16 protein-coding genes and 1 pseudogene are annotated in these 19,637 nt (G+C 72.9%); 8 read left to right on the forward strand and 9 right to left on the reverse strand.

The features are described 5' to 3' along the window. Positions 1-629 precede the first annotated feature (629 nt). The 3 genes from L6E17_RS04430 to L6E17_RS04440 form a co-directional block, all read right to left on the reverse strand. The gene (locus tag L6E17_RS04430) at positions 630-2,087 is read right to left on the reverse strand and encodes a catalase (protein WP_236239408.1); all 1,458 of its coding nucleotides are present in this window, start codon (positions 2,085-2,087) and stop codon (positions 630-632) included. A gap of 260 nt (positions 2,088-2,347) precedes the next feature. Then, positions 2,348-3,244, reverse strand: a complete 897-nt coding sequence (locus tag L6E17_RS04435; RefSeq protein ID WP_236239409.1) for a 2-hydroxy-3-oxopropionate reductase — start codon at positions 3,242-3,244, stop codon at positions 2,348-2,350. A 35-nt stretch (positions 3,245-3,279) separates the two neighbouring features. Beyond that, the gene (locus L6E17_RS04440) at positions 3,280-4,137 is read right to left on the reverse strand and encodes a TIM barrel protein (RefSeq protein WP_236239410.1); all 858 of its coding nucleotides are present in this window, start codon (positions 4,135-4,137) and stop codon (positions 3,280-3,282) included. Positions 4,138-4,266: 129 nt separating this feature from the next. On the opposite strand from L6E17_RS04440, the gene L6E17_RS04445 reads away from it, so the two are divergent. From L6E17_RS04445 to L6E17_RS04475, 7 genes are all read left to right on the forward strand, one after another. Beyond that, positions 4,267-4,521, forward strand: coding sequence for a hypothetical protein (locus L6E17_RS04445; RefSeq protein ID WP_236239411.1), 255 nt, complete (start codon positions 4,267-4,269; stop codon positions 4,519-4,521). Continuing rightward, complete coding sequence (locus L6E17_RS04450) at positions 4,518-4,907, forward strand: helix-turn-helix domain-containing protein (protein WP_236239412.1); 390 nt, start codon at positions 4,518-4,520, stop codon at positions 4,905-4,907. Before L6E17_RS04445 ends, L6E17_RS04450 begins: the two co-directional genes overlap by 4 nt. A gap of 318 nt (positions 4,908-5,225) precedes the next feature. After that, positions 5,226-5,747, forward strand: a complete 522-nt coding sequence (gene uraD, locus L6E17_RS04455) for a 2-oxo-4-hydroxy-4-carboxy-5-ureidoimidazoline decarboxylase (protein ID WP_236239413.1) — start codon at positions 5,226-5,228, stop codon at positions 5,745-5,747. Beyond that, entirely contained in the window at positions 5,744-6,133 is a 390-nt protein-coding gene (gene uraH, locus L6E17_RS04460) for a hydroxyisourate hydrolase (RefSeq protein WP_236239414.1), read from the forward strand. Before uraD ends, uraH begins: the two co-directional genes overlap by 4 nt. Before the next feature lie 8 nt (positions 6,134-6,141). Further along, a complete protein-coding gene (pucL, locus tag L6E17_RS04465) occupies positions 6,142-7,065 on the forward strand; it encodes a factor-independent urate hydroxylase (RefSeq protein WP_236239415.1) in 924 nt (307 codons plus the stop codon). A gap of 210 nt (positions 7,066-7,275) precedes the next feature. Further along, a complete protein-coding gene (locus L6E17_RS04470) occupies positions 7,276-8,664 on the forward strand; it encodes an 8-oxoguanine deaminase (RefSeq protein ID WP_236239416.1) in 1,389 nt (462 codons plus the stop codon). A gap of 376 nt (positions 8,665-9,040) precedes the next feature. Then, positions 9,041-10,363 carry a nucleobase:cation symporter-2 family protein gene (locus L6E17_RS04475; protein ID WP_236239656.1) on the forward strand — a complete coding sequence of 441 codons (1,323 nt, stop codon included), beginning with the start codon at positions 9,041-9,043 and terminating at the stop codon, positions 10,361-10,363. Positions 10,364-10,426: 63 nt separating this feature from the next. Here L6E17_RS04475 and L6E17_RS04480 read toward each other — a convergent pair whose 3' ends face one another. The 4 genes from L6E17_RS04480 to L6E17_RS04495 form a co-directional block, all read right to left on the reverse strand. Next, on the reverse strand, positions 10,427-11,017 hold the full coding sequence (locus L6E17_RS04480) for a 3'-5' exoribonuclease domain-containing protein (RefSeq protein ID WP_236239417.1): 591 nt from the start codon (positions 11,015-11,017) through the stop codon (positions 10,427-10,429). A 232-nt stretch (positions 11,018-11,249) separates the two neighbouring features. Continuing rightward, a complete protein-coding gene (locus tag L6E17_RS04485; protein ID WP_236239418.1) occupies positions 11,250-11,798 on the reverse strand; it encodes a hypothetical protein in 549 nt (182 codons plus the stop codon). A 260-nt stretch (positions 11,799-12,058) separates the two neighbouring features. Further along, complete coding sequence (gene aceB / locus L6E17_RS04490) at positions 12,059-13,681, reverse strand: malate synthase A (RefSeq protein WP_236239419.1); 1,623 nt, start codon at positions 13,679-13,681, stop codon at positions 12,059-12,061. A 248-nt stretch (positions 13,682-13,929) separates the two neighbouring features. Beyond that, the gene (locus tag L6E17_RS04495; RefSeq protein WP_236239657.1) at positions 13,930-14,511 is read right to left on the reverse strand and encodes an NTP transferase domain-containing protein; all 582 of its coding nucleotides are present in this window, start codon (positions 14,509-14,511) and stop codon (positions 13,930-13,932) included. Positions 14,512-15,227: 716 nt separating this feature from the next. Between L6E17_RS04495 and L6E17_RS04500 the strand changes: the two are divergent. After that, a pseudogene (locus L6E17_RS04500) lies at positions 15,228-17,215 on the forward strand (serine/threonine-protein kinase). A gap of 491 nt (positions 17,216-17,706) precedes the next feature. On the opposite strand, the gene L6E17_RS04505 reads toward L6E17_RS04500, so the two are convergent. Together L6E17_RS04505 and L6E17_RS04510 are read right to left on the reverse strand one after the other, a co-directional pair. Then, complete coding sequence (locus tag L6E17_RS04505) at positions 17,707-18,354, reverse strand: response regulator transcription factor (RefSeq protein ID WP_236239420.1); 648 nt, start codon at positions 18,352-18,354, stop codon at positions 17,707-17,709. Continuing rightward, on the reverse strand, positions 18,351-19,562 hold the full coding sequence (locus L6E17_RS04510) for a sensor histidine kinase (RefSeq protein WP_236239421.1): 1,212 nt from the start codon (positions 19,560-19,562) through the stop codon (positions 18,351-18,353). Before L6E17_RS04510 ends, L6E17_RS04505 begins: the two co-directional genes overlap by 4 nt. Positions 19,563-19,637 lie beyond the last annotated feature (75 nt).

Below are 19,637 nucleotides of genomic sequence, written 5' to 3' on the forward strand. Positions count from 1 at the left end.
CCGCGAAGGGGAAGGCAGAGGGCGGCGAGTCGTACCGGTCAGCGTCCGGCCGATGCGTACGGCGCCGGCCCCGGCGCCGCCGTACCCGTCGCCGCAGCGAGCGACGGCAGCGGCCACCGGCAAGGCTTCGGCGTCGGCATCCGGGGCCTGGCGGTGCCGTCCTTCCGAGGGCGGTCCGCGGAGGGGCGGCAGGGCAGAGCTGCGGCACCGCGTTCCCGCCGTGTTCCCGCGTAGGGGCCGGGCGGCGCACACCGCCCGGACAGCAGAGCGCGGAGTCCGGACCGTAAACGGACTCCGCGCTCTGGCTCTGTGCGGAGGGGAAGCCTCCGCGGGAGCGGGGTGAGTGGAAGCCGTCCGGCGGTGCGAGGCTGGCGCGACAGGACGTTCGCGCCGCCGGACGGGGTCATGGGGGGAGGTGGACGAGTGGGGGACCGCGGCGGTGACGCGGGGTTCCGGTGTCCTCCTTCGGGTCTGGAGGGCTGCCGGTGCCCCTTCACCACCGCACTGGCGCGTACACCGCCGCGGTTCCCGGCTGTCCGTACCCGCGGCCACCCCTCATCCGGGCCACGGGTCGGACCGCGTACGGCGGCCGACCTCCCGTCAACCGCCGCACGCCGTCTGGTGAGGCGTCAGTCCTCGCGCAGGGCGCGGACCGCCTCCTCCACGCGCTTGCCGTACTCGGGGTCGGCGGCGTGGAAGTGGGCGAGGTTCTTCTCGATGACGTCCTCGCGGGACACCTGCGCCAGGCTGCCCGCGATGTTGGCCACCAGGCGGCCGCGCTCCTCCGCCGACATCAGCCGGTAGAGCTCGCCGGCCTGGAAGAAGTCGTCGTCCTTGACGTGCTCCGGGGTGGCGTGGGTGCCGGTGTAGCCGGAGACGGCGAGGGCGGCGGACAGCGCCTGGTCCGTCTGGGACGGGCCCGCGTACGAGTTCGGCTCGTAGTTCTTGTCGTGGCGGGAGCCGTTGCGGGTGGCCATGAAGCCGTCGCGGCCGTAGTTGTCGGCCGCGGTCGCCTTCGGGGCGTTCACCGGCAGCTGGGTGTGGTTGACGCCCAGGCGGTAGCGGTGGGCGTCGGCGTAGGCGAACAGGCGGCCCTGGAGCATCTTGTCCGGCGACGGGCCGATGCCCGGCACGAAGTTGTTCGGGGAGAACGCGGCCTGCTCGACCTCCGCGAACACGTTGTCCGGGTTGCGGTCCAGGACCAGCCGGCCGACCCGCTGCAGCGGGTAGTCCGCGTGCGGCCACACCTTGGTCAGGTCGAACGGGTTGAAGCGGTAGTCCGCCGCCTCCGCCGCCGGCATGATCTGCACGTACAGCGTCCACGACGGGTTCACGCCCCGCTCGATGGCCTGGAGCAGGTCCGTCTGGTGCGAGTTGGCGTCCGTGCCGACGACCTCGGCGGCCTGCTCGGAGGACAGGCAGCGGATGCCCTGGTTCGTCTTGAAGTGGTACTTGACGAAGAAGCCCTCGCCGTCGGCGTTCGTCCACAGGTAGGTGTGGGAGCCGTAGCCGTTCATGTGGCGGTACGAGGCGGGGATGCCGCGGTCGCCGAACAGCCAGGTGATCTGGTGGGTGGCCTCCGGGGCGTGCGCCCAGAAGTCCCAGACGTTGTCCGGCTCCTGCTTGCCCGTGAAGGGGTCGCGCTTCTGCGAGTGGATGAAGTCGGGGAACTTCAGCGGGTCCTTGATGAAGAACACCGGGGTGTTGTTGCCGACGAGGTCGTAGTTGCCCTCCTCGGTGTAGAACTTCACCGCGAAGCCGCGCGGGTCGCGGACCGCGTCCGCGCCGCCGAGGGAGTCCGCGACGGTGGAGAAGCGCAGGAACAGCTCGGTGCGCTTGCCGACCTCGGAGAGGAACGCCGCCTTCGTGTACGCGGTGACGTCGTCCGTCACCTCGAAGTAGCCGTAGGCGCCGGAGCCGCGGGCGTGGACGACGCGCTCGGGGATGCGCTCCCGGTTGAAGCGGGCCAGCTTCTCGATCAGGTGCTGGTCCTGGATGAGGAGCGGGCCACCGACACCGGCGGTGGCGGAGTTCTGGTTGTCGGCGACCGGTGCGCCTGACTCGGTCGTAAGCACGCGCTTCGACATCGTGACCTGGTGACCTTCCGTGCGGGAGCTGCTGGCGGTGCTGGGAGCGTAAGGACGCCCCGAAGGCGACGTCAACAGTTTGTTGAAAGTGGAGGTGGGGATTCCGGACGGCGCCGGCGCCTGGGCGCGACAGGACAGGTGTCAGCGCCGACGCCGCCGGAAGCCCGGCCCGAGCCGGGCCCGCGTCAGGTGCGGGGGACCGGATCGGGAGCAGAGGGGGCCGGGGCCGGGCCCCGAGGGGCCCGGGGCGGGCCCGGGGGTCAGACCTGGGCGCCGGAGAGGCGCTCGACGGCCCGCAGCAGGGCGGAGTGGTCCAGGCCGCCGTCGCCCTGGGCGCGCAGGGAGGCGACCAGCTGGGCGACCACGGAGCCGACCGGCAGGGCCGCGCCGACGTTGCGGGCGGCGTCGGTGACGATGCCCATGTCCTTGTGGTGCAGGTCGATGCGGAAGCCCGGCGCGAAGTCGCGGGCCAGGAAGTTGTCCTTCTTGCGGGTCAGCACGGTGGAGCCGGCCAGGCCGCCGTTCAGCACGTCCAGGGCAGCCTTCAGGTCCACGCCGGACTTCTCCAGGAAGACCACGGCTTCGGCGCAGGCCTGGATGTTGACCGCCACGATCAGCTGGTTGGCGGCCTTGACGGTCTGGCCGGAGCCGTGCGGACCGCACAGCACGATGGTCTTGCCGAGCACCTCGAAGATCGGCTTCGCCTCGTCGAAGTCGGCCTGCCCGCCGCCGACCATGATGGACAGCACGGCCTCGATGGCGCCGGCCTCGCCGCCGGACACGGGGGCGTCCAGCACTCGGACGCCCTTCTCGGCGGCGGCCTTCGCCAGGTCCACCGAGGTCTGCGGGGTGATCGACGACATGTCGATGAGCAGGGCGCCCTGCCGGACGTTCTCCAGGATGCCGTCGGGGCCGTACGCGATGGCCTCGACCTGCGGGGACGCGGGCACCATCGTGATGACGACGTCGGCGTCGCGGACCGCCTCGGCGATCGAGGAGGCGGCGGTGCCGCCGGCCTTGGCGAGCCGGTCCAGCTTCTCCTGCTCCAGCGTGTAGCCGGTGACCGCGTAGCCGGCCTTGAGCAGGTTCTCGGACATGGGGGAGCCCATGATGCCGAGACCGATCCAGGCGACCTTGGGCAGGGGGGTGGTGCTCATGAGGGTTACCTCTTTCGAAAAGCTCGCGGGGTGAGTCAGTGGGCGGCGCGCAGCTCGCGCGGCAGCCAGTCGAAGCTCTCGGCGCTCGGGCGGTCGCCGGCCTTGTACTCCAGGCCGGTCCAGCCGTCGTAGCCGCGCTCGCGCAGCCGCAGCAGCAGGGCCGAGAGGTCGAGGTCGCCGGTGCCCGGCGCACCGCGGCCCGGGTTGTCGGCGATCTGGACGTGCCCGGTCTTCTCCGCGTACGCGTCGATCACGGCTTCCAGGTCCTCGCCGTTCATCGCCAGGTGGTAGAGGTCCAGCAGGAACCGGGCGTTGCCGAGGCCCGTGGCCTCGTTGACCCGGTCGACGACCTGGACCGCGGCCGGGGCGCTGACCAGCGGGTAGTGCGGCGACTCCGGCGCGTTGAGCGCCTCCACCAGCAGGATCGCCCCGATCCGGTCGGCGGCGCGGGCCGCCAGGACCAGGTTCTCCAGGGCGAGCGCGTCCTGCTCGGCCGGGTCGGCGCCGTCCACGCGGTTGCCGTACAGCGCGTTCAGTGCCTTGCAGCCGACCGAGGCGGCGAAGTCGGCCGCCACGTCGATGTTGGCGCGGAAGCGCTCCGACTCCTCACCGGGCACGGAGAGGGCGCCGCGGTCCGGCCCTGGCAGCCGGCCGGCGTAGAAGTTCAGCCCCACCAGCTGCGTACCGGCGTCGTCCAGCGCCTTCTTCAGGGCGTCGAGCTCGCTCCGGGCGGGCGTGGGCGTCTCGATCCAGGGCCACCACAGCTCCACCGCGGTGAAGCCGGCCGCCGCGGCGGCGGCGGGGCGCTCCAGCAGCGGAAGCTCGGTGAAGAGGATCGACAGGTTCACATCGAAGCGCTGGGCCTTGCCTGCGTCTTCCGAAAAGCGGGCCATGAGGGGCGGCGCTCCTTCCGTATTGCGGAAGTTCATTTCTGCGTGATGGAAGAGTGCAAGTGAAGCGGGTCCCTTGTCAAGGCCCACCCGAGGGGTGGACGGCCTCGCGCGCGGAGATACCGTGAGCTCATGGAACGATTGAGGGTCGAGTTCACGACAGAACCGTTCGACCTCGACGAGGCACCGGCCCACGCCGTCGTGGCCCGCGAGGTCATCCAGGGCGCCGCACTGGACGCCGTCGACGTCGGACCGTTCGGCAACACGGCGGAAGGCGGCGCCGACGCGGTGCTCGCCGCCGTCGACACCCTGCTGCGCCGCGCCCTGGAGGCCGGGGCGACCCGGGTCTCGCTCCAGGTCAACGTGATCGGGGAGGCCCGCCCATGAGCGCCGCCGACCACGTGTCCGCCGACCACCCGCTGGTCGCCGCGGTGAAGCCGCTGGTCGACGCCATGGGCGGGCGGATGCTGCTGCCCGGGCAGGCCGGCCCCGACGACGTGGTGCTCGCGTGGGAGGGCGAGGACGTCCTCGCCGTACGCCTGCCGCAGCTCGCCGACTCCCTGGACCACATCCTCGCCGCCCTGGAGCGGCGCCACGGCATGCCGCTGTCGGACCTGGACCGCAAGAGCAAGCAGGAGATCGTGCGGAGCCTGGAGGCCCGCGGCGCCTTCTCGGTGCGGCACGGCGTGGAGACCGTGGCCGGCGCCCTCGGCGTCAGTCGGTTCACCGTCTACAACTACCTGAACAGGGAGAACGCGGCGAAGGGCACGTAGGGGCTCAAGGGAGCCTCCAGCGCGGTCGGCGAGACTGCTCCGCGCGGGTGCCCGGCCGCCGTCCGGCCGGTGCCGGGCCGGGTGCCCGGGTGGTCCCGGGCCGGGTCACGGGTTGCCCGGAGCCGGGATTCCCAGCCGGTCCCCGACCGGTTCCCGGGTGGTCCGCGACCGGTGTGCGGACGGTTTCCTGGCGGTGTCCGAGAGGCAACGTACGTGTCACACAGATTTTTCAACAAAGTGTTGACGTACTTCGCCGCAGGGCGTTAGCTATCCGCAGCCCGTCCGAAGCACAGCGAAAAACAGCCACGGAGGCTCCCCGTGACTTCGAGTACCTCACCGGGCATCGCCCGGTTCAACACCTCCGCGGACAGCGACGCGCTCGCCGCCCTGCACGAGGTGTGCGCCAGCTCGGCATGGGGGAGCAGGCTGCTCGCCCAGCGCCCGTACGCCACCGCCGACGACCTCCTGCGCGCCAGCGACGCCGCCATGGCGGAGCTCACCGCCGAGGACCTCGCCGAGGCGATGGCCGGGCACCCGCCGATCGGCCGCCCGAAGCCCGGCGACCCGACCTCGGCCCGCGAGCAGAGCGGGATGGCCGGCGCCTCCGAGGACCTCAAGGCGGAGATGCTCGAACTGAACCTGGCGTACCAGGAGAGGTTCGGCCACGTCTTCCTCATCTGCGCCACCGGCAGGACCGGCGAGCAGATGCGCGACGCCGTACGCGAGCGGATCGGCAACACGCCCGAGCAGGAGCGCGAGATCGTCCGCACCGAACTGGGCAGGATCAACCGTATCCGCCTGACCCGGCTCGTGGAGCGACTGGAGGAAGAACCCGCATGAGTACAGCAAGCACCGCCTCGGTGTCCACGCACATCCTGGACACCAGCCGCGGCCGCCCCGCCGAGGGCGTCGCCGTCTCGCTCGCGGCCCGTGCCGGCCGCGACGCGCAGTGGGTGGCGCTCGGCGGCTCGGCGACCGACGCGGACGGGCGCTGCAAGGACCTCCCGGCCCTGCCGGAAGGCACGACCCACGTACGTCTCGACTTCGACACCGAGACGTACTTCGTCAAGAAGCAAGCCGAGGCACAGCAGGACGCCCCCGCGACACGGGACAGCGGCGTGTTCTTCCCCGAGGTGGCGATCACCTTCGCCGTCATGGCGGGCGAGCACTACCACGTACCGCTGCTGCTCAACCCGTTCGGCTACTCCGTTTACCGAGGGAGCTAGCGAAGACCATGCCCACGATTCTCGGCCAGAACCAGTACGGCAAGTCTGAGAACCGCGTCGTGAAGATCACGCGGGACGGCGCCACCCACCACATCAAGGACCTCAACGTCTCCGTCGCCCTCTCCGGCGACATGGACGACGTCCACTACTCCGGCTCGAACGCCAACGTCCTCCCCACCGACACCACCAAGAACACGGTGTACGCGTTCGCCAAGGAGTACGGCATCGAGTCCGCCGAGCAGTTCGGCATCCACCTCGCCCGGCACTTCGTGACCAGCCAGGAGCCCATCCACCAGGCCCGCATCCGCATCGAGGAGTACGCCTGGGAGCGCATCGCCACGTCCGACGCCAACTCCAAGTTCATCGGCGCCGACGAGGTCAAGCACTCCTTCGTACGCAAGGGCCAGGAGACCCGCGTCACCGAGATCACCTACGACGGTGAGAAGTGGCAGGTCATATCCGGCCTCAAGGACCTCGTCGTCATGAACTCCACCAACTCGGAGTTCTGGGGCTACGTGAAGGACAAGTACACCACCCTCCAGGAGGCGTACGACCGGATCCTCGCCACCCAGGTCTCCGGCCGCTGGCGGTTCAACTGGACCGACGACGAGCAGCGCATGCCCCACTGGGAGAAGTCCTACGAGCAGGTCAAGAAGCACATGCTCCAGGCCTTCGCGGAGACCTACTCCCTGTCGCTCCAGCAGACGCTGTACCAGATGGGCGCGCGGATCATCAACAACCGCTCGGAGATCGACGAGGTCCGCTTCTCGCTCCCGAACAAGCACCACTTCCTCGTGGACCTGGAGCCCTTCGGCCTCAAGAACGACAACGAGGTCTACTTCGCCGCCGACCGCCCCTACGGGCTCATCGAGGCGACGATCCTCCGGGACGGCGCCGAGGCGCACATCCCGGTGGACATGACCAACCTGTGACCGAGGCCCCCTGACCCGGTCGGCCGTCCGCGCCGCCTCGGCGGGTCGGGGCGGACGGCCGACCGCCCCTTGACAACATTCTCTCGGCACCCGCAGCCACCCGGCCGCGGCACTCAACAACCCCAGGGTCCTGCCGTGCCCTCACCTCCCCCGCCTCCCGGCCCCGGCCGGGCGGGGGACCCCCCGGTTCGACAAGAAGGACGCACCGCCATGGCACCTTCGGCAGCAGCCCAGCGCATCGTGATCGAGAACTGCGCGATCGCGACCGTCGACGCCCAGGACACCGAGTACGCCTCGGGCCACGTCGTCATCGCGGACAACAGGATCGAGTCGGTCGGCGCGGGCCGGGCCCCCGCGGGCCTCGAGAACGTGGTCCGGCGCATCGACGCCTCCGGCCACCTCGCCACCCCGGGCCTGATCAACACGCACCACCACTTCTACCAGTGGATCACCCGCGGCCTCGCCACCGACCACAACCTCTTCAACTGGCTCGTCGCCCTCTACCCCACCTGGGCGCGGATCGACGAGGAGATGGTCCACGCGGCCGCCCAGGGCTCCCTCGCGATGATGGCCCGCGGCGGCGTGACCACCGCCATGGACCACCACTACGTCTTCCCGCACGGCTCCGGCGACCTCTCCGGCGCCATCATCCGGGCCGCCCGCGACATGGGTGTCCGCTTCACCCTGGCCCGCGGCTCCATGGACCGCAGCGCCAAGGACGGCGGCCTGCCGCCGGACTTCGCCGTCGAGACCCTCGAAGGCGCCCTCGCCGCCACCGAGGAGACCGTCAGGAAGCACCACGACGCCTCCTTCGACGCGATGACCCAGGTCGCCGTGGCGCCCTGCTCGCCCTTCTCCGTCTCCACCGAACTCCTCAGGCAGGGCGCGGAACTCGCCCGCCGCCTCGGCGTGCGCATGCACACCCACGGCTCGGAGACCGTGGAGGAGGAGAAGTTCTGCCACGAACTCTTCGGCATGGGCCCCACCGACTACTTCGAGTCCACCGGCTGGCTCGGCGAGGACGTGTGGATGGCGCACTGCGTCCACATGAACGACTCCGACATCGAGGCGTTCGCCCGTACCAGGACCGGTGTCGCCCACTGCCCGTCGTCCAACGCCCGCCTCGCCGCCGGCATCGCCCGCGTCCCCGACATGCTCGCCGCCGGCGTGCCCGTCGGCCTCGGCGTCGACGGCACCGCCTCCAACGAGTCCGGTGAGCTCCACACCGAGCTGCGCAACGCCCTGCTGATCAACCGGCTCGGCGCCCACCGCGAAGCCGCCCTCAACGCCCGCCAGGCCCTGCGCCTCGGCACGTACGGCGGTGCCCAGGTCCTCGGCCGCGCCGACCAGACCGGTTCGCTGGAGCCCGGCAAGCTCGCCGACCTCGTGCTGTGGAAGCTGGACACCCTCGCCCACGCCTCCATCGCCGACCCGGTCACCGCACTCGTCTTCGGCGCGGCCGCCCCGGTCACCGCGTCGTTCGTCGACGGCCGCCAGATCGTCGAGGACGGCAGGCTGCTGACCGCCGACGAGGACGCCATCGCCCGCTCCACCCGCGACGAGGCGCAGCGCCTCGCCCGTATCGCCGCCCAGGGCTGAGCCCGGAAGCGATCCGCAGCAGACCAGCCGAGGGGGACGGCCCTCGGCCGGTCCGCCGCTGCCCCGGACAGGGGCCGCGGCACGCCGGACCGGGGGGTGTCCGTACCGAGAGGTACGGCCACCCCCCGGAACGGTAAGGGGCCCGCACGCACCCCGCCCTCCGCGCCCCCTCTCCCGCACCCGCGGACCCCTCGCACCCCCCCACCGACCTCCCGCATCACCAGCAGCACCTCCCTGAAACCCGCGTCGCCGCCGACGCGTTTAACCGACCGGAGGAACCGCCGTGGCCGCCACGCCAAGGTCCGACAACGATGCAGGCACCCCACCCGCCACCGACCGCAGACACCCGGTCGACGAGAAGCTGCCGCCCCTGAAGATGCTCACCAGCGGCCTGCAGCACGTGGCCGCCATGTACGCGGGGGTGGTGGCGCCGCCCCTGATCGTCGGAGCGGCCGTCGGGCTCTCCGCGGCCGAACTCACCTTCCTCACCGGCGCCAGCCTCTTCACCGCCGGTCTCGCCACCTTCCTCCAGACGCTGGGCGTGTGGAAGATCGGCGCCCGGCTGCCGTTCGTCAACGGCGTCACGTTCGCCGGAGTGGCCCCCATGCTGGCCATCGTCGACACGACGGAGGACAAGGCCGACGCGCTCCCCGTCATCTTCGGCGCCATCATCGTCGCGGGCCTGCTCGGCTTCGTCGCGGCACCCTGGTTCAGCCGGCTGGTGCGCTTCTTCCCGCCCGTCGTCACCGGCACCGTCATCACCCTCATCGGCGTCTCGCTCCTGCCGGTCGCCTTCGGATGGGCCCAGGGCCCGAACCCGGCGGCCGACGACTACGGCTCGACCACCTACCTCGCCCTCGCCGCGGCGACCCTGCTGATCGTCCTCCTCCTGCGCCGCTTCACCCGCGGCTTCGTCAAGCAGATCGCGGTCCTCATCGGACTGGTCCTCGGCACCCTCCTGGCGATCCCCTTCGGTGCCGCGGACTTCACCGCCGTGGCCGAGGCCCCCCTCGTCGGCTTCCCGACCCCGTTCCACTTCGGCGCCCCGCAGTTCGCGGCCGCCGCGATCATCTCCATGTGCGTGGTCATGGTCGTCTCCATGACGGAGTCGACCGCCGACATGCTCGCCCTCGGCGAGATCGTCGACAAGCCCGCCGACGAGAAGACCATCGCCGCCGGCCTGCGCGCCGACACCCTGGGCTCCGCCCTCAGCCCCCTCTTCAACGGCTTCATGTGCAGCGCCTTCGCCCAGAACGTCGGGCTCGTCGCCATGACCCGGATCCGCAGCCGCTTCGTGGTGGCGGCCGGCGGCGGGCTGCTGGTCCTGATGGGCCTCTGCCCGGTCGCCGCCGCCCTCATCGCGGTCGTCCCCCGCCCCGTGCTGGGCGGCGCCGGCGTCGTGCTCTTCGGCTCGGTGGCCGCCAGCGGCATCCAGACGCTCGTCAAGGCCGGCCTCGACAAGGACAACAACGTCCTGATCGTCGCCGTCTCCCTCGCCGTCGGCATCATCCCCATCACGGCGCCGGAGTTCTACCACGCCTTCCCGGAGACCGCGAAGATCATCCTGGACTCCGGCATCTCCACCGGCTGCGTCGCCGCCGTCCTGCTCAACCTCGTCTTCAACCACCTCGGCGGCGCCCGCAGCCGCGAGGCCGCCGACGTCACCTCGCCCATGGAACCGACCGCCACCGTCCACTGAAGCACCCCGCCCCCAGGGGCACACCGCCTACCGAAGCGACCGCGCCGGCCCGGGGAGTGGCTTTCACACCCCGGGCCACGCCATGAGGTTGCCGAACAGCTCGGCCTGCTCCACGGCGTCGTCCAGGGCGTGGTGGGTGTGCCGCCGGGACGGCAGCAGCTCCCTCGGCATCGTCCGCTTCGCGACCGCCCGCAGCGGCTGCCGGGCCTTGGCCGCGTACAGCGTCTTCATGTCCAGGCAGCCCGCGTGCTCGAACGGGCTGCTCCCGGTGAAACGCATCAGGTACCAGTACAGGAACATCCAGTCGTACGCCGCGGGGTAGCCGCACATCACCGGCTGCGCGCCCCGGCTCACCTCCCCCACCCACTGCGCGAACTCCCGCAGCGCAGCCGCCGGTTCGGCGCCCTCGGCACACAGCCGCTCCCGGTCCAGCCCGCTCACCGCCAGCGCTTCCGCGACGTACTCCCCGCTGATGGGGCGCAGCTCCCGGTAGAACGTGTCCGCCTCCGGGTCGGCCGGCGTGTACCCGTCGGCGTCCTGCCGTCCGGCGACGGCGGCACCGAGGCTGAGCATCGAGTACGGCCCCGGGATCGGCCCGTCGACCTCGATGTCGACGGAGATGTACAGACTGGGGCGGGAGCGATACGCGGCCATGGCCCGGAGCATGCCACGCCGCCGCTGCGTCCTCCCACCGGATTACCGGCGCCACGGCGCGGCCCCGTTCCCCTGTTGCCGGAGCCGGAGCCGGAGCCGGAGCCGGAGCCGGAGCCGGAGCCGGAGGCGGAGGCGTCGTGGGGCCGGGGTGGGGCCGGAGCCGCGGTGGGGCTTCGGCGCCGCCCCCGGTTCACCGCCCCCGGTTCACCGCCCCCGGCTCGCCGCCCCCGGCTCACCGCCGGCCGCCGGGGTCCCGGAGCCGCCTGGCGCATTCCTCCGCCAGCCAGGGGTACGCCTGCGCGATGGCCCGGTACACCCGGTGCCGCAGCAGCCGCTCCGCCTCCGCCCGCCCGGTCGCCGCGCCGAGCCCGTCCAGCAGTGCGTCGTACGACCGCAGGGCCTGCCGCAGGTACCTCACCTGCCACCGCACGAGCCCGCCGGCGCCCTGCTCGGCCTCCCCGGCCACCTGCCGCCGGTAGAGCACCGCCCGCCGCTCCAACTCCGCGCGCGGCAGCATCGGCACCCGGATGGGCTGCACGCGGAGCGTCGCCAGCACCGCCTGCCGCCGCCGCTGAGCCGTCAACCGGGGAGCCGTCGACGCCCGCACCCGCTCCGCCGCCTCCACCCGGGCGAGTTGGTACAGCAGCACCGGGACCCGCGACGCCTGCCGCAGTCCCCACCCCCGCACGTCCGGCCCACCGAGCAGCTCCCGCACCATCCCGTCGCTCCACCCCCGCCGCCGCAAACCCTCCAACGACACGAACACCGCACGATCCGTCACAGCGACTCCCCTTCTCGCTACAGAGAGTGACGAATCCAGTGAAGCGCACCCCACTGACAACCACCTCGCGGAGCGCGACACGCTGCGGACCTCGCGCCCGCGGCGTTGCCTGAGCACTGCCGCTGCCGCTGCCGCTGCCGCTGCGGATGACGCCGCCATGCCGCGGTGGCGGGCACGGCAGCGCTCCCCGGCGCCGGTGCGGCGCCGGGGAGCGGGCGGTCGTCAGCGGGCTCGGCTGCTGTGCGGTCAGCCGGGCCGGGTCAGTCGCGCAGCTGCTCGTACGCGGGCAGCGTGAGGAAGTCCTCGTAGTCCTCGTCCAGGGCCACCTTCAGCAGCAGGTCGTGCGCCTCCTGCCACCTGCCGGCCGTGAAGGCCTCGTCGCCGAGTTCGGCGCGGATCGCGGCGAGTTCCTCCGCGGCGACCCTGCGGGCGAGGTCGGGTGTGGCCCGTTCGCCGTTCTCGAAGACGACGCCCGCGTTGATCCACTGCCAGATCTGGGAGCGGGAGATCTCCGCCGTGGCGGCGTCCTCCATGAGGTTGAAGATGGCGACCGCCCCGAGGCCGCGCAGCCATGCCTCGATGTAGCGGATGCCGACCTGGACGGCGTTGACCAGGCCCTCGTACGTCGGCTTCGCGGCGAGGGAGTCGATCGCGATCAGGTCGCCCGGGGCCACGGACACGTCCTCGCGCAGGCGGTCCTTCTGGTTCGGCCGGTCGCCGAGGACCGCGTCGAAGGACGCCTTCGCGATCGGGACCAGGTCGGGGTGGGCCACCCAGGAGCCGTCGAAGCCGTCGGCGGCCTCGCGGTCCTTGTCCGCCTTGACCTTCTCGAAGGCGGTCCTGTTGACCTCGGGGTCCTTGCGGGACGGGATGAAGGCCGCCATGCCGCCGATGGCGTGCGCGCCGCGCTTGTGGCAGGTGCGGACGAGGAGTTCGGTGTACGCGCGCATGAACGGGGCCGTCATCGTCACCGCGTTGCGGTCCGGGAGGACGAACTTGGCGCCGCCGTCGCGGAAGTTCTTCACGATGGAGAAGAGGTAGTCCCAGCGGCCCGCGTTGAGCCCGGAGGCGTGGTCGCGGAGTTCGTAGAGGATCTCCTCCATCTCGTAGGCCGCTGTGATCGTCTCGATGAGGACCGTGGCGCGGACGGTGCCCTGCGGGATGCCGACGTAGTCCTGCGCGAAGACGAAGACGTCGTTCCAGAGGCGCGCCTCAAGGTGCGACTCCGTCTTCGGGAGGTAGAAGTACGGGCCCTTGCCGAGGTCGAGCAGGCGCTTCGCGTTGTGGAAGAAGTACAGGCCGAAGTCGACCAGTGCGCCGGGGACGGGGCGGCCGTCGAAGGTGAGGTGGCGCTCCTCCAGGTGCCAGCCGCGGGGGCGCATCACGACCGTCGCCAGCTCGGCGGCGGGCTTGAGGGCGTACGACTTGCCGGTGCGGGCGTCGGTGAAGTCGATCCGGCGCTCGTACGCGTCGATCAGGTTGAGCTGGCCGAGGACGACGTTGTGCCAGGTCGGCGCGGACGCGTCCTCGAAGTCGGCGAGCCAGACCTTCGCGCCCGAGTTCAGGGCGTTGATGGTCATCTTGCGGTCGGTGGGGCCGGTGATCTCCACGCGGCGGTCGTCCAGCGCGGGCGGCGCCGGGGCGACCCGCCAGCTGTCGTCCTCGCGGATCCCAGCGGTCTCCGGGAGGAAGTCGAGCGTGCTGGTGCGGGCGATCTCGGCGCGGCGCTCGGCGCGGCGGGCCAGGAGCTCGTCACGCCGGGGCGTGAACCGCCGGTGCAGCTCCGCCACGAAGGCCAGGGCGGCGTCGGTGAGGACCTCCTCCTGCCGGGGCAGGGGCTCTGCTTCGACGATGGCCAGCGGAGACGGCGCTGGTGCGGACATGAGCGGTCACTTCCTTCAGCGGGCTTGCGGTGGCGTGGTGCCTTCGGCCTCCGGACCCACGGGGATGGCACTGAGTGCCGCATGGGTCCGGAACGCGGCGAGGGGCGTCCGGGACGATCCAATGCTTCTGAGCAGTGGATAGTAGTTTCCTTATGGTGGAAGTTCAATGGTTTGTTGATGTCGAGATTCTTCGACTCGACACAACGTGGCTCTCGGTGCCGTGCCCTTCACCGCCCGTTCCCGACCCGTCACTCCAGCAGCCCCAGGTCCGCTTCCGTGTCGATGTCGTACGGCCGGGCCACATCGCCGCACGGCACGAGGTCGATCTCGTGCTCGTGCGCCCGCAGATACGTCCGCGCCCCCCGGTCGCCCTGCGCGCCCGCCGCCACCTCCGCCCACCGGTCCGACCCGAGCAGCACGGGGTGGCCCCGCTCCCCGGCGTACGAGGCCGCCGCCAGGGAATCCGCGCCCCGGTACGCCGCCGCCACCCGCGCGATCGCCGCCGCGCCGATGCCGGGCTGGTCCACCAGCGACACCAGCGCCGCGCCGGCCCCGGTCCCCGCCAGCGACTCCAGTCCCGCCCGCAGCGACGAACCCATGCCCTGCTCCCATGCGGGGTTGTCCACGAGCACGCAACCGGGCAGCGCGGCCCGTTCCCGTACGGTGTCCGCCGCGGCGCCCAGCACCACGTGGACCACCCCGCAGCCCGCCTCCCGCAGCGCCGCCACCGCGTGCTCCACCAGGAGCCGGCCGCGATGCTCCAGCAGCGCCTTCGGACGGCCGCCCAGCCGCCGCCCGCCGCCCGCCGCGAGGAGCAGGCCGGCGATCAGCGGGGCCTCCCCGGCGGCGGCAGGGCTGCCTGCGGCGGCCGCGGCCGCGGCGACGGGGTCTGTCGGGTCGGCGGGGTCGGCGGCGGTGGAGCGGGCGGCAGGGTGAGTGGTGGTGCCGACGGGACGAGCGGGGCGGGTGCGGCCGCCGGAGCCGGTGTGTGTGCCGCTGCCAGGGGTGGGGGGTGCGTCGTCCGGGACCGACATGGCGGGGGTGTCGCGCGTGCTGCCGGCGCAGGGGGTGAGGGATGCCCCGCCCGCGCCACCCGTTTCCGAAGTGGCGGACATGCCGCGCGTGTCGCCCGTGGCTGAAGTGGCGGAGGCGCCGTGCGTGTCACCGATGCCTGGAGTGGCGGAGGTGCTGTGCGTGCCGTGCGTGCCGTGCGTGACGGAGGTGCTGTGCGTGCCGTGCGTGCCGTGCGTGGCTGAAGCGGGCGTCGCGGCCTGCGCGTCGCCCGTGCCGCCGGTGCGGGCACCTGCGGTGCCGGGTGCGGCCGCCGTACCGGAAGTGCTGCCCGTGCCGGAAGTCTCCGCCGTTCCCGGCGCCCCCGCCGTGTCGGCCGTGCCGGTTGTTCTCGGATGGTCCATGAGGAGTGCATACCGCACACGTAGGCGCATGGAGGGCGACCACCACCCATGGATAGGGTGCGGATCCGGCACCGTGGTGCCGTCGGCGTACGCCCTGTACGCGTCAAGTCATCTTCAGGAGACATGGATTGATGAGTGGTGGACCACACCATGGGGGAACCGTCTTCCAGCCGCTGGAGGAGGATGACCCGCGTTCCGTCGCCGGCTACCGGCTGGCCGCCAGGCTCGGTGCCGGTGGTATGGGCAAGGTCTATCTGTCCTACACCCCCGGCGGCCGCCCCGTCGCCATCAAGGTGATCCGGCCGGACTTCGCCCAGGACGCCGAGTTCCGGCGCCGCTTCGCCCGCGAGGTCCAGGCCGCACAGCGCGTCCAGGGCCTCTACACCGCCCCGGTGATCGACGCGGACACCGACGCCCGCGAGCCGTGGCTCGCCACCGCCTACGTGCCCGGGCCCTCGCTCGCCGACGCCGTCCACAAGCACGGGCCGCTGCCCGTCGACACCGTCCTGCTGCTGGTCGCCGGGATCGCCGAGGCCCTCCAGGTCATCCACAGCGCCGGGATCGTCCACCGCGACCTCAAGCCGGGCAACGTGCTGCTCGCGTCCGACGGGCCCCGCGTCATCGACTTCGGCATCGCCCGCGCCGCCGACGCCACCTCGCTCACCAGCAGCGGTGTCACCATCGGCACGCCGTCCTTCATGGCGCCCGAGCAGGCCGCAGGCAGCACGGTCACCGCCGCGACGGACATCTTCGCGCTGGGCCAGGTCGCCGCGTTCGCCGCGACGGCCAGCCCCGCCTTCGGTGAGGGCACGTCACATGGCGTGCTGTACCGGATCGTCCACGAGGAGCCCCAGCTCGAAGGACTGCCCGAGCAGTTGCGGGACCTGGTGACCCGCTGCCTCGCCAAGGCGCCGGAGGAGCGCCCCTCGGTGGCCGAGGTGTTGACCCTGTGCCAGAGCGCGAGCGACCTGACCGCGCTGCGGCGGCCCGAGGAGTGGCTGCCCGGTGCCGTCGCCGCGGACATCACGACCCGCGCGGCAGCGCCGCACCCGCCGCGTCCACGACGCCGCCGCCTCCGGCCCAGCCCCCGGCGGGCGCGGCGCCCGCGGCACCGTCCACCGCGCCGGAGACGCCGACCCCTCCCGCCGCCCCGCCGGCCTCACCCGGCACTCCGCCCCCTGGCCAGGGCCCCGCCCCGGCCGCGCCCACCCATCCCGCGACCGCCCACGCGGCGCCTTCCACGCCGCCGCCGGGATTCGGCCCGCCGCCCGCGGCCGGGTACGCGCCGACCCCGCCGCCCACCGCCGGGTACGCCCCGACCCCGCCGCCGGGCCACGTCCAGCAGCAGGCCGCCGCGCCGCACCCGTACACCCACCCCGTCGTCGGGGGCGCGGGCTTCGGGCAGCCGGGACCCGCCGCGCCCGCGCCCGCACCGGCGCCGAAGCGGAAGTCCCGGGCCGGGCTCATCGCGGTGGCGGCGATCGTGGCCTTCGCCGTGGCGGGTGGCGTGACCGCGTACTACTTCCTCGGCCAGCAGAAGGACAAGGGCAGCCAGTCCCAAGGCGACACCGCGAAGCGCGGGGCAGCCAGTAGCCCGTCCCCGGCGGAGACCGGAGGCGCATCCGGCAGTGACGCCCCGAAGAACGTCGAGGCAGGTGGCGACGAGCCCGGTGGCGACGAGCCCGGTGGTGCGACGCCCTCGCGGAGCACCGGCGGCGGCCCGGTGACGCCGCCGACCCCTGTCGACTACCGGGGCATCGACCTCACCAGGGGGTACGAGATCGCTCTCGCCGACGACCCGGTGAAGCCCAAGGGCGACGGTGGCGACCTTGAGTACACCCTCTCCGGTCTCACCGTCGAGAGCACCGGGGGACGGCTCATCCTCCTGCGCAACGGCCAGCCGGGCACCTTGGAGACATGTGTGAACGAGACCCGGTACGCCACTCTGATCGAGAGGGCCCAGATGAGCAAGGGAACCCGGGTCTGCTTCCAGAACGGTGCCGGGGACGTCTCCCTCATCACCGTGAAGGCGTTCTCGCCCGCCAGCGACCCCAGCGAGTACATCTCGTTCGACCTGACGGTGTGGCGGGGCGGCATGGACGTCGAGCAGTCGAACTGACGGGGATGGCGGGTCGCGGTGCGGAGCCGCGGGGGTGTGCGCCTGGGCGCCGCGCTCCCGCGGCTGCGTCGCGAACGCGCCGGGTCGCGGACCGAGTCGGCCCACCGGGCCGACCCACCGAGCCGACCCACCGGGCCGTCGCGTCGGAGGAGCGGGGCGCGCTCGCCGCGATGGCTGCGGACGGGCCGCCGCCGGAGGCGCGGCGGTTGCGGGGGCGCTGCTGGTGGCGGCGGGGGCCATCGGGCCGGTGAGTGCGTTGTGCGTGTGGGGGCTCGGGGAAGTGCGGCAGCGATCGACCGGTTCCGCACCCCGAGTCCCTGAGGCACCGAGGCCCTCAGGCCGCCCAGGGCCCGAGGCCCTGAGGCCGCCCAGGCCCCGAAGCCCCGAGGCCGCCCAGGGCCCGAGTCCCCGAGGCCCCGAGGCCGCTGGGACCCCTGAGGCCGGCCAGGGCCCCGAGCTCCGCGTAACGGCCCCGGCACGGGCTGCCTGGCTCAGCGGCGGATGAGGTGGTGGGCTCGGGCCTTCGCCACCGCGGCCGTGCGCGACTCGACGCCGAGCTTGGCGAAGACGTGCACCAGGTGGGACTTCACCGTGGCCTGGCTGAGGAACAGCCGCTTGCTGATCTGCTGGTTGGACAGGCCCTCGCCCACCAGTTCCAGGACCTCCAGCTCCCGCTTGGTCAGCGTCTCGCCGGGCGTGCGCATGCGGTGCATCAACCGGTGTGCGACGGCGGGCGCCAGCGCCGACCGGCCAGCCGCCGCGGTGCGCACCGCCGCCGCCAGCTCCTCCGGCGGCGCGTCCTTCAGCAGGTAGCCGCTCGCCCCCGCCTCCACCGCCGCCAGGATGTCCGCGTCCGTGTCGTACGTCGTGAGCACGAGGACCCTCGGCGCCCCGGGCCCCCGCGCCGCGATCGCGGCCGTCGCCTCCGAGCCGTGCATGCTCCCGCCCGCACCGAACTGCAGGTCCATCAGCACCACGTCCACGCCGCCGGCGGCGGCCCGTTCCACCGCGGCCTCCGCGGTCGCGGCCTCCGCCACCACCGTGAAGTCGTGTTCCGTGTCGAGCACGGCACGCAGCCCGGCCCGTACGACGGGGTGGTCGTCGGCGAGGAGCAGCCGGATGGACGGTGCCGTCGTCATGCGGCGACCTCCGCAGAAGGCAGTGGCAGGGTGACGGCCACGGCGGTGCCCTGGCCCGGCGCCGACTCGACGGCGAACGTACCGCCCAGCGACTCGGCGCGGGCCCGCATCGCCGGCAGTCCGAAGCCGCCGCCGTCGGCCGACAGGCCGGGGGAGGGGCCGCCGGGCGGCGGGACGAAGCCCGTACCGTCGTCGACCACGTCGAGCGTGACCGAGTCGTCCATGAACGTCAGCGTGATCTCGGCGCGGCCCGCCGCCGCGTGCCGCACCGTGTTCGCCAGGGCGGACTGCGCGATGCGGAGCAGGGCCACCTCGTACGGGGTGGGCAGCGGCACCGGCGTACCGGAGACAGTGCAGCGCACGGACGGGCCGTGGACGCCGGTCGACTGCTCGGACAGCCTCCTGAGCGCCGCCGCCAGCGACCCGTGCTGCTCCAGGTCCGGCGGTGTCAGGGCGCGGACGAAGCGCCGGGCCTCCGCGAGGTTGTCCTGCGCCGCCCGCCGGGCGTGCTCGATGTGCCCCGCGGCCGGCGAGTCCTGCGGCAGGGCGCGCTGCGCCGCCCGCAGCAGCAGCTGGATCGACGACAGGCCCTGCGCCAGCGTGTCGTGGATCTCCCGGGCCAGCCGCTCCCGCTCCGCCAGCGTCCCCGCGTGCCGCTCCGCCGCGGCCAGCTCCGCGCGCGTCGAGATCAGCTCCTCGATCAGCCGGCGCCGCCGCTCGCTCTCCCGGTACAGCGCCTGGTAGCCCAGCACCGTCGCCACCGCCACCGCGGCCCCCAGGAGCGGACCCATCACCACCCCCGGGTTGAGGCGCGCCCCGTGCCCGACGTACGCGGCGATGGCCGCGCCCGCCGTCGACGCCACCGCCGGCAGCGCCCACCGCACCGGCAGCAGATGCAGCTGCAGGAAGTACAGCGGGAAGGCCACCCAGAGCGCGTCCGGGGTCAGCGCCAGCAGCACCAGCCACGCCGCGCACAGGGCCCCCAGCCACACCGCGGCCGCCGCGGGCGACCGCCGTACGGTACGGATCATCGGGCCCGCCGCGTACACCCCGCCCGTCAGGGCGGCCGCCGCCGTCACGGCGGTCGCGTGCGCCGCAGGCCCCTCCGCCAGGGCCCGCAGCGCCGCCTGCGCGAGCAGGCCCGCCATCAGCAGATGGAGGCAGACGCGCAGCACGCGCAGGGCGGGGGTGAGGGCACGTGGATCCATGGCCCGTCCAGCGTAGGCGGACGGCGGGGCTCCGCCCTCAACCGAAAGTTCGATGCCGCGCCCATCCGTGGCGCG

The organism is Streptomyces sp. CC228A (assembly GCF_021390935.1).
In the GTDB taxonomy this organism is placed as follows: domain Bacteria; phylum Actinomycetota; class Actinomycetes; order Streptomycetales; family Streptomycetaceae; genus Streptomyces.

What these genes read in the sequence shown, in the direction of transcription:
- L6E17_RS04475 (WP_236239656.1), top strand. Translation starts at nt 9,041, where the DNA reads ATGCTCACCAGCGGCCTGCAGCACGTGGCCGCCATGTACGCGGGGGTG.
- L6E17_RS04440 (WP_236239410.1), bottom strand. Translation starts at nt 4,137, where the DNA reads ATGGCCCGCTTTTCGGAAGACGCAGGCAAGGCCCAGCGCTTCGATGTG.
- L6E17_RS04450 (WP_236239412.1), top strand. Translation starts at nt 4,518, where the DNA reads ATGAGCGCCGCCGACCACGTGTCCGCCGACCACCCGCTGGTCGCCGCG.
- L6E17_RS04505 (WP_236239420.1), bottom strand. Translation starts at nt 18,354, where the DNA reads ATGACGACGGCACCGTCCATCCGGCTGCTCCTCGCCGACGACCACCCC.
- L6E17_RS04510 (WP_236239421.1), bottom strand. Translation starts at nt 19,562, where the DNA reads ATGGATCCACGTGCCCTCACCCCCGCCCTGCGCGTGCTGCGCGTCTGC.
- uraH (WP_236239414.1), top strand. Translation starts at nt 5,744, where the DNA reads ATGAGTACAGCAAGCACCGCCTCGGTGTCCACGCACATCCTGGACACC.
- pucL (WP_236239415.1), top strand. Translation starts at nt 6,142, where the DNA reads ATGCCCACGATTCTCGGCCAGAACCAGTACGGCAAGTCTGAGAACCGC.
- L6E17_RS04430 (WP_236239408.1), bottom strand. Translation starts at nt 2,087, where the DNA reads ATGTCGAAGCGCGTGCTTACGACCGAGTCAGGCGCACCGGTCGCCGAC.
- L6E17_RS04445 (WP_236239411.1), top strand. Translation starts at nt 4,267, where the DNA reads ATGGAACGATTGAGGGTCGAGTTCACGACAGAACCGTTCGACCTCGAC.
- aceB (WP_236239419.1), bottom strand. Translation starts at nt 13,681, where the DNA reads ATGTCCGCACCAGCGCCGTCTCCGCTGGCCATCGTCGAAGCAGAGCCC.
- L6E17_RS04470 (WP_236239416.1), top strand. Translation starts at nt 7,276, where the DNA reads ATGGCACCTTCGGCAGCAGCCCAGCGCATCGTGATCGAGAACTGCGCG.
- L6E17_RS04435 (WP_236239409.1), bottom strand. Translation starts at nt 3,244, where the DNA reads ATGAGCACCACCCCCCTGCCCAAGGTCGCCTGGATCGGTCTCGGCATC.
- L6E17_RS04480 (WP_236239417.1), bottom strand. Translation starts at nt 11,017, where the DNA reads ATGGCCGCGTATCGCTCCCGCCCCAGTCTGTACATCTCCGTCGACATC.